General features: G+C 68.5%; 11 protein-coding genes. 9 read left to right on the forward strand and 2 right to left on the reverse strand.

Features of this window, described 5'->3' with window-relative positions; genetic code table 11:
- The first annotated feature begins 40 nt into the window (after positions 1-40).
- From EV147_RS16275 to EV147_RS16300, 6 genes are all read left to right on the forward strand, one after another.
- The gene (locus EV147_RS16275) at positions 41-694 is read left to right on the forward strand and encodes a PepSY-associated TM helix domain-containing protein (protein WP_130392267.1); all 654 of its coding nucleotides are present in this window, start codon (positions 41-43) and stop codon (positions 692-694) included.
- A gap of 28 nt (positions 695-722) precedes the next feature.
- Entirely contained in the window at positions 723-1,244 is a 522-nt protein-coding gene (locus EV147_RS16280) for a DUF2271 domain-containing protein (RefSeq protein WP_130392268.1), read from the forward strand.
- A gap of 67 nt (positions 1,245-1,311) precedes the next feature.
- Positions 1,312-2,133, forward strand: a complete 822-nt coding sequence (locus EV147_RS16285) for a DUF4198 domain-containing protein (RefSeq protein ID WP_130392269.1) — start codon at positions 1,312-1,314, stop codon at positions 2,131-2,133.
- Positions 2,134-2,141: 8 nt separating this feature from the next.
- Complete coding sequence (locus tag EV147_RS16290) at positions 2,142-3,143, forward strand: FAD:protein FMN transferase (RefSeq protein WP_130392519.1); 1,002 nt, start codon at positions 2,142-2,144, stop codon at positions 3,141-3,143.
- Positions 3,140-4,732 (forward strand): sulfite reductase subunit alpha, encoded by a 1,593-nt coding sequence (locus EV147_RS16295; protein ID WP_130392270.1) that lies wholly within the window; start codon positions 3,140-3,142, stop codon positions 4,730-4,732. Before EV147_RS16290 ends, EV147_RS16295 begins: the two co-directional genes overlap by 4 nt.
- A 133-nt stretch (positions 4,733-4,865) precedes the next feature.
- A complete protein-coding gene (locus EV147_RS16300) occupies positions 4,866-7,289 on the forward strand; it encodes a penicillin acylase family protein (RefSeq protein WP_407923255.1) in 2,424 nt (807 codons plus the stop codon).
- Between the two features lie 100 nt (positions 7,290-7,389).
- Here EV147_RS16300 and EV147_RS16305 read toward each other — a convergent pair whose 3' ends face one another.
- Together EV147_RS16305 and EV147_RS16310 are read right to left on the reverse strand one after the other, a co-directional pair.
- The gene (locus EV147_RS16305) at positions 7,390-10,410 is read right to left on the reverse strand and encodes an FAD-binding and (Fe-S)-binding domain-containing protein (protein ID WP_130392272.1); all 3,021 of its coding nucleotides are present in this window, start codon (positions 10,408-10,410) and stop codon (positions 7,390-7,392) included.
- 80 nt (positions 10,411-10,490) lie between these two features.
- Positions 10,491-11,183, reverse strand: coding sequence for a GntR family transcriptional regulator (locus EV147_RS16310; RefSeq protein ID WP_130392273.1), 693 nt, complete (start codon positions 11,181-11,183; stop codon positions 10,491-10,493).
- A gap of 250 nt (positions 11,184-11,433) precedes the next feature.
- On the opposite strand from EV147_RS16310, the gene EV147_RS16315 reads away from it, so the two are divergent.
- From EV147_RS16315 to EV147_RS16325, 3 genes are all read left to right on the forward strand, one after another.
- Entirely contained in the window at positions 11,434-12,639 is a 1,206-nt protein-coding gene (locus EV147_RS16315; protein WP_130392274.1) for a pyridoxal-phosphate-dependent aminotransferase family protein, read from the forward strand.
- A 126-nt stretch (positions 12,640-12,765) separates the two neighbouring features.
- On the forward strand, positions 12,766-13,770 hold the full coding sequence (locus tag EV147_RS16320) for a Bug family tripartite tricarboxylate transporter substrate binding protein (protein WP_130392275.1): 1,005 nt from the start codon (positions 12,766-12,768) through the stop codon (positions 13,768-13,770).
- A 175-nt stretch (positions 13,771-13,945) separates the two neighbouring features.
- Entirely contained in the window at positions 13,946-14,449 is a 504-nt protein-coding gene (locus tag EV147_RS16325) for a tripartite tricarboxylate transporter TctB family protein (protein ID WP_130392276.1), read from the forward strand.
- The last annotated feature ends 1 nt before the right edge of the window (position 14,450 follow it).

The raw sequence follows: 14,450 nt of genomic DNA on the forward strand, positions 1-14,450 counted from the left end.
TTTGCGACGCCGTCCGGCGCCGTTTCCTCTTCAACACCGAATGACCGATTCCCCGCCAGCCACCGGCCAGCAGCGCCGCGCGTTCTGGCTCAAGCATCTTCACCAGTGGCACTGGATCAGTTCCGCGATCTGCCTGATCGGGATGCTGTTGTTCGCCATCACCGGCTTCACGCTGAACCATGCGGGGCAGATCGAGGCCCGGCCGTCGGTGGTTACGCGTCACGGCACCGTACCGGCCGATGTGCTCGATGTGCTACACCGCGCGGCGCCTGGCACGACTTCCGGCAAGAACGCCAGAAGCCCCGTGCCCGCCGCGCTGGCCGAGTGGCTTGGCAAGTCGATGGACGTCGATGCTTCCGGGCGCGAGGCCGAATGGTCCGCCGACGAGATCTACATCGGGCTGCCCCGGCCGGGCGGCGACGCCTGGGCCAGCGTGGCGCTCGACTCCGGCGAGGTGCAGGTGGAATCCACCTCGCGCGGCTGGATTTCCTACCTGAACGACCTGCACAAGGGCCGCAATACCGGCCGCGCGTGGAGCCTGTTCCTCGATATCTTCGCCGCCGCCTGCCTGGTCTTCAGTGTCACGGGGCTGTTCCTGCTCAAGCTGCATGCGGGCGGGCGGCTGGCCACGTGGCCGTTGGTGGGTGCGGGCCTCGTGGTGCCGCTGCTGCTGGCCATCCTGTTCATCCATTGACCGATTCTTCGAGAGAGATTCTTCCGACATGCGCCGACTCCTGACCGTCACCATGACCGGCCTCGCCGCCGCGCCGCTGGCCCCCGCCATGGCCGCCAGCCTGAACGTCAAGGTGGAGATTCCCCGGCTGAACGTGGCCGAGTACCACCGCCCGTATGTGGCGGTGTGGGTCGAGCGTGCCGACCAGAGCCCGGTGACCACGCTGGCCGTGCTGTACGACGCGAAGAACAAGGAGGGCGAGGGCACCAAGTGGCTCAAGGACATGCGGCAGTGGTGGCGCAAGACCGGCCGCGACATGCAGATGCCGGCCGATGGGGTATCGGGCGCCACGCGCGCACCGGGCGAGCACACGCTGACGTTTGCCGAGGGCAAGGCGCCGCTGGGCAAGCTGCCGGCCGGCGAGTACCAGCTCGTGGTGGAAGCCGCCCGCGAGGTAGGTGGGCGCGAACTGGTCCGCGTGCCGTTTGCGTGGCCGCCGAAGGCCGCGCAGACCACGCAGGCGAAGGGCGAGCACGAACTTGGCGGCGTGACCGTCGACGTGAAACCCTGAGCGCCCCGCGATCGCGCCCCACACGCCCCACGCCATTCCGAACCGATCCCATGACTGGAGCCTGACGATGACCAAGACCGCCCGCCTTCCTGCCCGCCTCGCCATCCTTGCCCTCGCTGCCCTGGCCCCGCTGGCCGCCCACGCGCACCGCCAGTGGCTGCTGCCGTCCGCCACGGTGCTGTCCGAGAAAGACGCCTGGGTGACGGTGGACGCCGCCGTGTCCAACGACCTGTTCTACTTCGAGCACGTGCCGATGCGGCTCGACAACCTCGCCGTGACCGGGCCTGACGGCAAGCCCGTGCAGCCCGAGAACGCCTCCAAGGGCAAGTACCGCAGCACGTTCGACCTGCATCTGACACAGCCCGGCACGTATCGGGTGGCCGTGGTGAACCAGGGCGTGTTCGCCAGTTGGAAGGAGAACGGCCAGACCAAACGCTGGCGCGGCGCCGCCAGTGCGCTGGCGGCCAACGTGCCGGCCGGCGCGCAGGACCTGCAGGTGACCGAGCAGGCCGGGCGGGTGGAGTCTTACGTGACCAACGGCCGGCCCAGCAAGCAGGTGCTGACGACCACGGGCAGGGGTCTGGAACTGGCGCCGATCACCCATCCGAACGACCTGATTGCCGGCGAAACCGCCAGCTTCCGGCTGCTGCTCGACGGCAAGCCGTTCGCCAACCAGAAGGTGTCGGTGGTGCCCGGCGGCATCCGCTACCGCGACCGCCTGAACGAGATCGAGGCCAGCACCGACTCGGACGGCAAGTTCAGCATCAAGTACCCGTCGGCCGGCATGTGGTGGATGGAAGCCGAGACGCGCGACGACAAGACCTCGATCAAGGAAGCCAGGGCGCGCCGCGCCAGCTACGCGGTGACGGTCGAAGTGCTGCCGCAGTAAGCGTGCCGATGCAGCGGGTGCTGGTTCCGGTCTCGCTCGACGCGCCGCCGCCGGTGGTGCCGGAGGGGGCAGTGCGGCAATGGCGCGGCCAGGCCATGGGTACGACCTGGAGCGTCAGCGCCGTGGTGCGGGCCGGGCACGACGACGACGGCGTTGCCGGGGGCATCGGCACGGTGCTGGACCGCATCATCGCCGAGATGAGCAACTGGTCCGAATCCTCGGACCTGTCGCGCTTCAACCGTGCGGCCGCCGACCGATGGGTGACGCTGCCCGCCGACGCCTTCACGGTGCTGCAGGCCGCGTTGCAGCTGGCGCGCGACAGCGGCGGCGCCTACGACCCCTCGGCCGGTCCGCTGGTGGACCTGTGGGGCTTCGGCCCCGGCGGCGAACGGGCCGCCGTGCCGACACCGGACGAGGTTGCGCGCGTGCGCGAGCGTTGTGGCTGGCAGCGGATCGAGATCGATGCGGCGCGGCACCGGGTGCGGCAGCCGGGCGGCACCTCGCTGGATTTGTGCGCGATTGCCAAGGGCTTCGCGGTCGATGCCGTGTCGCGCCACCTGGCGGAGACCGGCCTGGCGCATCATCTGGTCGAGATCGGTGGCGAACTGCGCGGCAAGGGGCTCAAGCCCGATGGCATGCCGTGGTGGGTCGAACTCGAAACGCCGCCCGGCAACGATGCGTCGGCCCGGCGCACACTCGTGGCGCTGCTCGGCCTGTCGGTGGCCACCTCGGGCGACTATCGGCGCTATTTCGAGGCGGACGGCCGGCGCTACGCGCACACGATCGATCCGCGCACCGGCTATCCCGCCGCGCACGCGCTGGCGTCGGTCACGGTGCTGCACCGTGACTGCATGATGGCCGATGCGCTGTCCACGGCGCTGACGGTACTCGGCCCGCTTGCCGCGCTCGCCTTCGCGCAACGCCACGCGCTGGCCGCACGCCTGCTGGTGCGCACGCCCGATGGTTTCGATGAACTGACTACACCGGCGTTCGACGCCATGCTTTCATGATTCGCAAGGTCTGCTGGATCGTCTTCCTCGCAGGCGTGGCGCTCGCCATGCTCGCCCACGGCCGGCTGGCGATGGCGGCGGGCGTGGTCATGGCCTATGCCGGTTTCTGCGCGGCGATCGTCCTCGCGCATCGGCGCCGGCGCGCCGCACGGCTGGCGGCGCTGGGCGTCGTCGCGGACAAGGGCGAGCGGCCCACGCTCGTGGCGTATGCCACCCAGACCGGGTTTGCCGAACAACTGGCCGAACAGACTGCCCGCGCGTTGCGCGGTGCCGGCATGCCGGTGCAGCTGGTGTCGTTTGCCGAACTGGACGGCACCCGGCTGGCCGCGTGCGGGCAGGCCCTGTTCGTGGTCAGCACCACGGGCGAGGGCGATGCGCCGGACAGCGCGTCCGGTTTCGCGCGGCGGCTGCTGTCTGGCACCACGCCCGAGGCGCTGCAGCAACTGCGCTACGGCGTGCTCGCGCTCGGCGACAGCAGCTATGCGGGCTTCTGCGCGTTCGGCCATGCGCTGTCGGGCTGGCTGCAGCAACATCGCGCGCAGCCGCTGTTCGACATGGTGCAGGTGGACAACGGCGATGCCGGTGCGCTGCGCCACTGGCAGAACCACCTGTCCGCGCTGAGCGGCGGCGCCGAGATTGCAGACTGGGAACGGCCCCGCTATGGTCGCTGGCAGCTGGTCGAGCGCCAGTTGCTGAACCCGGGCAGCCAGGGACTGCCTGCCTTCCACCTGGCGCTGGTGCCCGACGATCCGGCGGCGCTGGACTGGCAGGCCGGCGACATCGCCGAGGTCGGCCCGCGCCAGGCCCCCGATACCGTGGCGCGGCTGCTCGCGGCGCTGTCGCTCGACGGCACGGCGCTGGTGCGCTGCGACACCCGCCCGATGCCGCTGGCCGAGGCACTCGCCACGCGGCTCCACCTGCCCGACGCGCACCGCGACACGATGGCGGGGCTGTCGCCGCAGCAACTGGTCGATGCCCTGCCGCCGCTGCCGCACCGCGAGTACTCGATTGCCTCGCTACCGGCGGACGGCAAGCTCGAACTGCTGGTCCGGCTGACACGGCACGCCGATGGCACCCCGGGGCTGGCCTCGGGCTGGCTGACCGATTACGCGCAGATCGGCGCCCGGGTGGCGCTGCGCGTGCGCACCAACCGCGGTTTCCATCCGCCCGCCGATGACCGGCCGCTGATCCTGATCGGCAACGGCACCGGGCTGGCCGGCCTGCGCGCGCTGCTCAAGGCGCGGGCGGCGGCGGGCCAGCGGCGCAACTGGCTGCTGTTCGGCGAGCGCTCGGCCGCCCATGACGATTTCCATGGGGCAGAACTGCGCGCCTGGGTCGAGCAGGGGGTGCTGCAATGCGTGGATCGGGCGTGGTCGCGCGACGGCGGCGCCCGGCGGTACGTGCAGGACGCGGTGCGGGCCAACGCCGCACGCGTGGTGGAGTGGGTCGGGGAGGGCGCGTCGATCTATGTATGTGGCAGCCTGCAGGGCATGGCCGGTGGGGTTCATGAGGCGCTGGCCGGGATCCTCGGCGCGGAACGGCTGCGGGAGATGACGGAATCGGGGCGCTACCGGCGCGATGTTTACTAGAGCGACCGCCTCCGCTATGCGCTGAGGCAAGCGACCCGATGCCGCAACGCACGATGTCCCGCCCGTCCACATTGGGCTATTCTCGCAAGTCAGCCACTGACGAGGAGACACGATGCTGCCCGATGCCCGTCCCATGCGTGCCCTGGCACGCGCCGCCATGGCGGCTTGCCTGGCCACCGCCACGCTTGCCGCGCAGGCCGCGGCGCCCGAGAAATTCGCGGTAACCGGCCTGGAGAAGCCGGCCACGGTGCTCGTGGATCGATGGGGGGTGCCGCACATCTACGCCAACACGCTCTATGACGCGTTCTACGTGCAGGGCTTCATGGCCGCGCGCGACCGGCTCTGGCAGATCGATCTCTGGCGCAAGCGCGGCCTCGGCGAGATGGCGAAGGATTTCGGGGCCGCCTATGTCGATGGTGACCGCATGGCGCGCGCGGTGCTGTTCCGGGGCGACATGTCGCGGGAGTGGCTGGCCTACGGTTCCGATGCCAAGCGCGTGGCCGAAGCGTTCGTGGCCGGCATCAACGCCTACGTAGGGCAGGTGGAGGCGCGGCCGGAACTGCTGCCGCCCGAGTTCAAGGTGCTCAACTACAAGCCCGCGCGCTGGCGTGCGGAAGACATCGTGCGCATCCGCCACCATGGCCTGACGCTGAACTTCACCGGAGAAATCGACCGCGCGCAGATCTTCTGCTACGCGAAGCCGAACGCCGTGCGCGCCGACTGGGTACGCCGCGAACTCGATCCGCCCGTGGAGCCCAAGGTGCCCGAAGGGCTCGATACCTGCGGCATTCCGGCCGCCGAACTGCGCCGCGCCTACGAACTGGCCACGGCCGCGCCGCGCTTTCCGAAGGAGTGGTGGTCGCAGCCCGCCGCGCGCCTGCAGGACATTCCGGTCGAGCAGCTCTACGCCACGCTGGACCCGTCGAGCGATACGGCGCGCAGCCTGGGCTCGAACAACTGGGTCATTGCCGGCAGCCGCACGACCACGGGCCGCCCGATCCTCGCCAACGATCCGCACCGCGCGCACGGCGCCCCGAGCCTGCGCTACATCAGCCACCTCAACGCGCCCGGCCTGTCGGTGATCGGCGCCGGGGAGCCGTTCCTGCCCGGCATCTCGATCGGCCACAACGGCACCATTGCGTTCGGGCTGACACGGTTCTACATGGACCAGGAAGACCTGTACGTGTACGAGACCAACCCGGCGCAGCCGCACGAATACCGCTACAAGGGCCGCTGGGAGCCGATGGAGACGATCACCGAGCAGATCGCCGTGCGGGGCGAGCCCACGCCGCGCAAGGTGACGATCGACTACACGCGCCACGGGCCGGTACTGGTGGCCGACGGCAAGACCAACCGCGCCTATGCGCTGCGCGCGGCGTGGCTCGATCTCGGCATGGCGCCGTACTTCGGGTCGATGGACTACATGCGGGCCCAGAGCTGGGACCAGTTCCGCGCGGCCATGAACCGCTGGGGCGCGCCGGGCGAGAACCAGGTCTTCGCGGACCGCACCGGCAACATCGGCTGGATTCCGGGCGGGCTCACGGTCAATCGTCCCAACTGGGATGGGCTGATGCCGGTGCCCGGCGACGGCCGCTACGAATGGGCGGGCTACCGCAACATGGACGAACTGCCCTGGGCCTTCAATCCGGCGCCCGGCTATGTGGTGACGGCCAACGAGAACAATATCCCGGCCAATCATCCGGCCGCGAAGATCGGCGTGGGCTACGAATGGAGCGACAGTTCGCGTGCGCGGCGCCTCAAGTCGGTGGTCGGCGCCAATCCGCGCAGCTCGCTGGAGGATTCGATGGCGTGGCAGAACGACACGGTCTCGCTGCCCGCGCAGCGGCTGGTGGCGCTGGTCCGGCCGCTCAACAGCAGCGATGCGCAGGTGCAGCGTGGGCTCGACCTGCTGCGCAACTGGGATGGCAACGAGCGCGCCGACAGCGCCGCTGCTGCGCTGTTCGAGGTCTGGTTCAGCAAGCACCTGCGGCCGGCCGTGGTGCGCGCGGCGCTGCCGCCCGACGCGGCGCGCCTGGTGGGCGCCGGCGACGCCAGCCGCGTGATTGCGGTGCTGGAGCGTCCCGACACGTGGATGACAGTGGACAAGCGCAACGAGGTCATGACGACCACGCTGAAGGCGGCCATGGGCGAGATCGAGAAGAAGCTGGGGCCCGATCCCAAGGTCTGGCAATGGGGCAAGCTGCATACCGCGGTGTTCAATCACCCGCTCAACGCGATTCTCGACCAGAACGCGCGGGCGCAGTACGACGTCAACGCCGGCCCGATCGGCGGCTCGTCGTTCACGCCGATGAACACGAGCTATCGCAACAGCGACTTCCAGCTGACCGCTGGCGCGTCGTTCCGCATGGTGCTCGACGTCGGCAACTGGGACGCCTCGCGTGCGATCAACACGCCCGGACAGTCAGGCAACCCGGCCAGCCCGCACTACCGCGACCTGGCGCCGCTGTGGGCCAAGGGCGAGTATTTCCCGCTGGTGTACACGAGGAAGGCGGTGGAGAAGGAAAGCCGGGAGCGGGTGGAGTTGGTGCCGCAGTGAGCGGGTGAACCTGCTGCAGGTCTGCGCCCCTCTCCCGCCATGCGGGAGAGGGGCGAGAAAAACGCGGGAGAGGGGAGCAAGCCCAGTGGCAAGCAAAGACCTACAGCGCCATCTCCAGCACCCTCGCCACGTGCAGTGCTTCCCTGCCCGCACCATCATGAATCTGGTGCCGGCAGCTGGTTCCATCGGCCACCACCAGCGTCTGCGCATCGGCCTTGCGCACGGCTGGCAACAGCGACAATTCGCCCATCTGCATCGATACCTCGTGGTGCTCGGCCTCGTAGCCGAAGCTGCCTGCCATGCCGCAGCATGACGATTCGATCAGCGATGTCCTGAGGTCGGGAATCCAGCCGAGCACCTGTTCCACGGGCCGTACCGCGTCGAACGCCTTCTGGTGGCAATGGCCGTGCAGCAGCGCCTGGGCGTGGCCGATGGGCTTCAGCGCCGGCGCGAAGCGTCCGGCGGCGCGCTCGCGCACCAGGAACTCCTCGAACAGGAAGGCGTTGTCGGCGAGTTGCCGCGCGGCGTCGCCGTAGCCGTACTGCAGGAACTCGTCGCGCATCGACAGCAGGCAGGATGGCTCCAGGCCCACCACCGCCACGCCGCGTGCCACGAATGGCAGCAGCGCGTCGAGCGCGCGGCGGGCTTCGGCCCGGGCTTCGTCCACTAGGCCGGCCGCCAGGAAGGTGCGGCCGCAGCACAGGGGGCGCTCGCCGGGCACGCCCGAGAGGTGCACGGTGTAGCCGGCGGCCTCCAGCACGCGCTGGGCGGCGCGGGCGTTCTCGGGCTCCATGTGGTTGTTGAACGTATCGACGAACAGCACGACTTCCTTGCCGCCGGTGGGCCGCGCCGTGTAGTTGTCGCGCAGGAAGGCCGGTTGCCAGCGCGGCAGCGAGCGGCGCGCCGACAGGCCGAGCAGGCGCTCGCCAAGCTGCGGCAGGCCCGGTACGCGGTCGCGCAGGTTGAACAGCCACGGCAGGCGGCTGGCGACCCCGGCGTAGCGCGGCAGGAAGGCCACGAGCCGGTCGCGCATGCGGAGCCGGCCGGCCCGCGCATTGGCGGCGCGCACCTCGATCTTCATCCTGGCCATGTCGATGCCGGTGGGGCAATCGCGCTTGCAGCCCTTGCACGAGACGCAGAGGTCGAGCGTCTGCCTGACGGCCGGCTCCAGCAGCCCCTGCTCGCCAAGCTGGCCCGACAGCGCGAGCCGCAGTGTGTTGGCGCGGCCGCGCGTCAGGTGTTGCTCGTCGCGCGTGACGCGGTAGCTCGGGCACATCGTGCCAGCGTCGAACTTGCGGCAGTGGCCGTTGTTGTTGCACATCTCCACGGCGGCCGCCAGCCCGAGGGCCGGGTCGCGGCCCGTGCCCGGCGCGCTCTCGGCCTCCGTGACGGGATCGCGCGTGACGTTCCAGGCCGACCAGTCGAGCGCCGGCGTGAATGGCTTGACCGTGTACGAGGGCGGAAAGCGGAACAGCGACGTGTCGTCCATCTTCGGCGTGCGCACGATCTTGCCGGGGTTGCAGCGGTTCTCGGGATCGAACAGCGCCTTGACCTCGGCGAATGCGTTGGCCAGCGACGGGCCGAACTGCCACGCCACCCACTCGCCGCGGCACAGGCCGTCGCCGTGCTCGCCCGAGTAGGCGCCCTTGTACTCGCGCACCATCGCGGCGGCTTCCTCGGCGATCGCGCGCATCTTCGCCGCGCCGTCCCGGCGCATGTCGAGGATCGGCCGCACGTGGAGCGTGCCCACGCTGGCGTGGGCGTACCACGTGCCGCGCGTGCCGTGCTTGTGGAAGACCTCGGTCAGCCGCGAGGTGTACTCGGCCAGGTGTTCGAGCGGCACCGCGCAATCCTCGATGAACGATACCGGCTTGCCGTCGCCCTTCATGCTCATCATGATGTTCAGGCCGGCCTTGCGTACCTCCCAGAGCGCCTTCTGCGGGCCGGGATCGGGCATTTCCACGACCGAGCCGGGCAGGCCGAGATCGGCCATCAGTTCCACCAGCCGTTGCAGGCCGCGCAGCGTGGTGTCGCGATCCTCGCCGGCGAACTCGACCAGCAGGATCGCGTCTGGCTCGCCGACCAGCGCCTTCTCGATCACGGGGCGGAAGGCCGGGTTGTTGCGCGCCAGCTCGATCATCGTGCGGTCCACCAGTTCCACGGCCGCCGGCCTGAGCGCCACGATATGGCGCGTCATGTCCATCGACTGGTAGAACGTGGGGAAGTTGACCACGCCAAGCGTCTTGTGCGTGGGCAGCGGTGCCAGTTGCAGCGTGATCTGCCGGAAATACGCGAGCGTGCCTTCGGAACCCACCAGCAGATGGGCCAGGTTGACACTGCCATCGGCGGTATAGGGGCGTTCGTTCTGCGGCGCGAACAGGTCGAGGTTGTAGCCACCCACGCGGCGCAGCACCTTGGGGTACATCTGCGCGATGGCCTCGCGCTCACGCTCGGCGATGCGGCGCACGCCATCGGCAATTGCGCGGTGCGCGGCGCCATCGGCCGGCCAGCCGGCATCGAAGCGGACTTCCTCGCCGCTCGCCAGGATGGCGTCGATACCCAGCACGTTGTGCACCATGTTGCCGTACTCGATCGAGCGCGAGCCGCACGAGTTGTTGCCGGTCATGCCGCCGATCGTGCACTGGGCCGCGGTGGAGACGTCCACCGGGAACCAGAGTCCGTGCGGCTTGAGCCAGGCGTTCAGGTGATCGAGCACGATGCCGGGCTGCACGGTGACGGTACGCGCCACGGGGTCGAAATCGATGACCTGGTTCAGGTGCCGGCTGTTGTCGATGACCAGCGCCTCGCCAATGGTCTGGCCGCACTGGCTCGTGCCCCCGCCGCGTGGCAGCAGCGGCGCCTTGAAGTCGCGGGCGATGTCGAGCGCGAGGCGGGCGTCGGCCTCGTCGCGCGGCACTACCACGCCGATCGGCATGATCTGGTAGATCGACGCGTCGGTGGCGTAGCGCCCCCGGCTGGCGGTGTCGAACAGCACGTCGCCGCGCAGTTCGGCGGCCAGGCGCCGCTGCAGCGGCGATTGCACGCCGGGCGCGGAAGCTGCATTCGGCATGAAGCGCAGCGGCTGCACGCCGGGCGGCGTGGGAGTGGTGGGCAGGGCCATGGGCGGGGATGTCTCCGTATTGCGGGCACTCGGACACCGCCGCCATGGCCGGCCACGCGCGCGGGGCGCGTGGCCGGGGGTCAGGCGGCGGCGTCCTGTGCGCGTTCTAGTTCGGCGATCAGCGCATCGTGCTTGTGCTGCAGATGCGCGCGCAGGATCTCACGCAGCGCCGCGCCGTCGCGCTTCGTCAACGCATCGAGCATGGCGCCGTGCTCGCGCACCGCCAGGTCCCATTTGTCGTGGTCGAAGTTCGAGCGGAAGCGCAGCGCCTGGATACGCAGGTTGATGCGTCGATAGGTCTCCTCGAGGATCGGATTGCGTGCGGCGGCGTTGATGGCGTCGTGAATCCGCCGGTTCAGCGCGTAGTAGTTCGGCAGGTCGCGCCGTGCGTGGCAGGCCAGCATCTCGAAATGCAGCGCGCGGATCTCGTTGAGCTCGGCCTCGGTGATGCGCTGGCAGGCCAGGTCGCCGGACATCGCTTCGAGCGCGCCCATCATTTCGAACAGGTGGTTGATCGTCTCGTGCGACAGCACCACCACCTCGGCGCCACGGTTCGGCAACAGCGTGACGAGGCCATCGGCGGCCAGCACCTTGAATGCTTCCCGGAGTGGCGTACGAGACACCTGCAAAAGGTCGCACAGCACGCGCTCGTTCAGACGGGTGCCGGGCGCGAGATCGCCTTCCATGATCATGGTGCGCAGGCGTTGGGCCACGGCCACATGCAGGATCTGGCGGTCTACGGCTTGGGAAGAGGCGGTCGGTAGCGTACTCATCAGGGATCGCTTGGCTTGACAGTATTGTATTCAAAAACTACTCTGGGGCAAGCACGAACCGAAAAACAGTGCGGCGGCGCAGTACCAGAAGCCGCCCACAATCACGGTTCAAGGCCGTCAGGCGTTGATTTACAAGGATTTATCGCGGCGCGGCCGGCTGTGTTGCCCGCCAACATTATCCCGCATGCCGGACCTGCAGTGCGCACCTGTTTTTTGAATACAAAATTCAAACATAAGGATTCGAGGCGACATGATCCGACTGAACTCCCATCCCAGCGGCCGGCACTTCCTGCAGATTCCGGGGCCCACCAACGTGCCCGACCGCGTGTTGCGGGCAATGGACTATCCGACCATCGACCACCGCGGCCCCGAGTTCCAGCAGCTCGGCAAGAAGGTGCTCGCCGATATCCGCAAGGTGTTCCAGACCAACCAGCCGGTAGTGATCTATCCGGCATCCGGCACCGGTGCCTGGGAGGCTGCGCTGGTCAACACGCTGTCGCCCGGCGACAAGGTGCTGATGTTCGAGACCGGCCATTTTGCTTCGCTGTGGAAGAAGATGGCCGACAAGCTCGGGCTCGACCCCGAATTCATCGTCGGCGACTGGCGCCACGGCGTGGATGCCGCCGCCATCGGTGCCCGGCTCGCCGAGGACCGCAACCACGAGATCAAGGCGGTCTGCGTGGTGCACAACGAGACCTCGACCGGCGTGACCTCCGACATCGCGGCCGTGCGCCGTGCCATCGACGGTGCCAATCACCCGGCGCTGCTGCTGGTGGACACGATCTCGTCGCTCGGCTCGGTCGACTACCGCCATGACGAGTGGGGCGTGGATGTGACGGTATCCGGCTCGCAGAAGGGACTGATGCTGCCGCCGGGCATCTCGTTCAACGCGGTCAGCCAGAAGGCCGTGGCGGCCTCGGCCGGGGCAAAGTTGCCGAAGGCGTTCTGGGGCTGGGACGAGATCCTCGAATCGAACAAGAACGGCTTCTGGCCGTACACGCCGGCCACGAACCTGCTCTACGGTCTGTCCGAGGCGTGCGACATGCTGTTCGAGGAAGGGTTGCCGAACGTGTTCGCGCGCCACCACCGCCACGCCGAGGCCACGCGCGCCTGCGTGACGGCCTGGGGCCTGGAGATCCTGTGCCAGAACCCGGCCGAGTACAGCCCCGCGCTGACCGCCGTGGTCATGCCCGAAGGCCACAGCGCCGACGCATTCCGCAAGGTGGTGCTCGAAAACTTCAACATGTCGTTGGGACAGGGCCTGTCGAAGCTGTCGGGCAAGGTGTTCCGGATCGGCCATCTCGGCGACTTCAATGACCTGACGCTGATGGGCACGCTGTCGGGCGTGGAGATGGGCCTCGGGCTGGCCGGCGTGCCGCACAAGGCGGGCGGCGTGCTGGCGGCGATGGAGAGCTTGAAGAAGGCGGCATCGGCACCGGCGCTGAAGGTGGCTTAGTTGGCTTGAACCGCTTCTGGTGTTCTCCCCTCTCCCGCATGCGGGAGAGGGGCGCAAGAAAAGCAAAAAAACCAAAACCGAGGCCGCCCTTCAGAGGCGTCCCGCCATCACCCTAGGAGACAGATCATGACGTTGCGTTATGCCGCACGCGCGCTAGCGTGTGCTTCGCTGTTTGGTGTGACCTGGGCCGCCCCGGCCCTGGCGTGGGAACCGACCAAGCCGGTCGAGCTGGTGGTGCCGTTCAGTGCGGGCGGAGCGTCGGACCAGATGGCGCGGTCGATCCAGGGCATCATCGCCAAGCACAAGCTGATGGGCCAGCCGATGATCGTGGTGAACAAGGCGGGCGCCAGCGGGGCCGAGGGCCTGATGGACGCCAAGGCGGCCAAGGGTGACGCGCACAAGCTGCTCGTCACCTCGTCGGCGCTGTACACGGTGCCGATGATCAGCCAGTTGCCGTTCAACTGGCGCGACCTGACGCCGGTGGCGATGGTGGCGCAGGACGAATTCGTGCTGTGGACCAACGCCGAGGCGCCGTACAAGAGCCCGGCCGACTACCTGGCGGAGGTCAGGAAGAGCCCGGCCAAGTTCAAGATGGGCGGCACCAGCTCCAAGCGCGAAGACCAGATCATCACCGCCCAGACCGAGCGCAAGGCGGGTGTGCGCTTCATCTACATCCCGTACAAGGGCGGCGGCGAGGCGGCCACGCAACTGTCGGGCAAGCACATCGACTCGAACGTCAACAACCCCTCGGAATCGATCGGGCAGTGGCGCGCCGGCGAACACCGCGCCCTGTGCGTGTTCGCGCCCGAGCGCATGCACTACTCCGCCAAGATCACGGGCACCCAGAGCTGGGGCGACATCCCCACCTGCAAGGAGCAGGGCCTCGACGTGCAGTACCAGATGCTGCGCGTGTTCATGCTGCCCGGCGGCGTCACGCCGGACCAGCAGAAGTTCTATGTCGAGCTGATGCAGAAGGTGGTGGCCACGCCCGAGTGGAAGGAGTACCTCGAAAAGAACGCGCTCAAGAACGATTTCCTCACCGGAGCCAAGCTGACGGAGTTCCTGACCGCCGACGAGACACGGCACAAGGACATCATCAAGGAAGCAGGGTTCGTGGCGGCCGCGAAGTAGTTCGTCGCACGCCTATGGTGTTCTCCCCTCTCCCGTATGCGGGAGAGGGGCGGGGGAGAGGGGCGGCAGTTCAATTTGCCACCTGTTCGGCAAGCAGAACCTCCAGCCCTCTCCCCCAACCCCTCTCCCACCGCATGGGAGAGGGGAGCGAAACCAGAACGGGGAGACAAGTTCCATGAGCAACGAAACACACGACACCGCGCCGGCGGCGATCTCGGTGCGGGCGGCGGAAATCGCCGTGGCCGTGCTGATCGCCATCGGCGCGGTGGTGGTGATGGTCACGAATTACCAGATCGGCGCCGGCTGGGCGCCCGACGGCCCCGAGGCGGGCTATTTTCCGATGCGCATCGGCGCACTGATTTTCCTCTCCTGCCTGGTCGTGCTCTGGCAGGCGCTGCGCATGACCGGCGACGCCGTGTTCGTCACGGTGCCACAGCTCAAACAGGTGGCCGTGATCCTGGTGCCGCTGACGGCCTACGTCGGGCTGATCGCCTGGCTCGGCATCTATGTGGCCTCGACGATCTTCATCGCTGGCTTCATGCGCGCCATCGGCAAGTTCGCGTGGTGGCGCTCGGTGCTGACCGGCGTAGCCATCAATGCGGTGCTGTTCTGGGTGTTCGAGATGCAGTTCCGCGTACCGCTGCCGAAGGGCCCGCTCGAAGCGGCGCTCGGGTTCTGAG

This window comes from Cupriavidus agavae, assembly GCF_004217045.1.
Classification (GTDB): domain Bacteria; phylum Pseudomonadota; class Gammaproteobacteria; order Burkholderiales; family Burkholderiaceae; genus Cupriavidus; species Cupriavidus agavae.

Coding starts and splice junctions, on each gene's coding strand:
- EV147_RS16280 (WP_130392268.1), top strand. CDS start 723: ATGCGCCGACTCCTGACCGTCACCATGACCGGCCTCGCCGCCGCGCCG.
- EV147_RS16315 (WP_130392274.1), top strand. CDS start 11,434: ATGATCCGACTGAACTCCCATCCCAGCGGCCGGCACTTCCTGCAGATT.
- EV147_RS16285 (WP_130392269.1), top strand. CDS start 1,312: ATGACCAAGACCGCCCGCCTTCCTGCCCGCCTCGCCATCCTTGCCCTC.
- EV147_RS16305 (WP_130392272.1), bottom strand. CDS start 10,410: ATGGCCCTGCCCACCACTCCCACGCCGCCCGGCGTGCAGCCGCTGCGC.
- EV147_RS16320 (WP_130392275.1), top strand. CDS start 12,766: ATGACGTTGCGTTATGCCGCACGCGCGCTAGCGTGTGCTTCGCTGTTT.
- EV147_RS16310 (WP_130392273.1), bottom strand. CDS start 11,183: ATGAGTACGCTACCGACCGCCTCTTCCCAAGCCGTAGACCGCCAGATC.
- EV147_RS16325 (WP_130392276.1), top strand. CDS start 13,946: ATGAGCAACGAAACACACGACACCGCGCCGGCGGCGATCTCGGTGCGG.
- EV147_RS16300 (WP_407923255.1), top strand. CDS start 4,866: ATGCGTGCCCTGGCACGCGCCGCCATGGCGGCTTGCCTGGCCACCGCC.
- EV147_RS16290 (WP_130392519.1), top strand. CDS start 2,142: ATGCAGCGGGTGCTGGTTCCGGTCTCGCTCGACGCGCCGCCGCCGGTG.
- EV147_RS16295 (WP_130392270.1), top strand. CDS start 3,140: ATGATTCGCAAGGTCTGCTGGATCGTCTTCCTCGCAGGCGTGGCGCTC.
- EV147_RS16275 (WP_130392267.1), top strand. CDS start 41: ATGACCGATTCCCCGCCAGCCACCGGCCAGCAGCGCCGCGCGTTCTGG.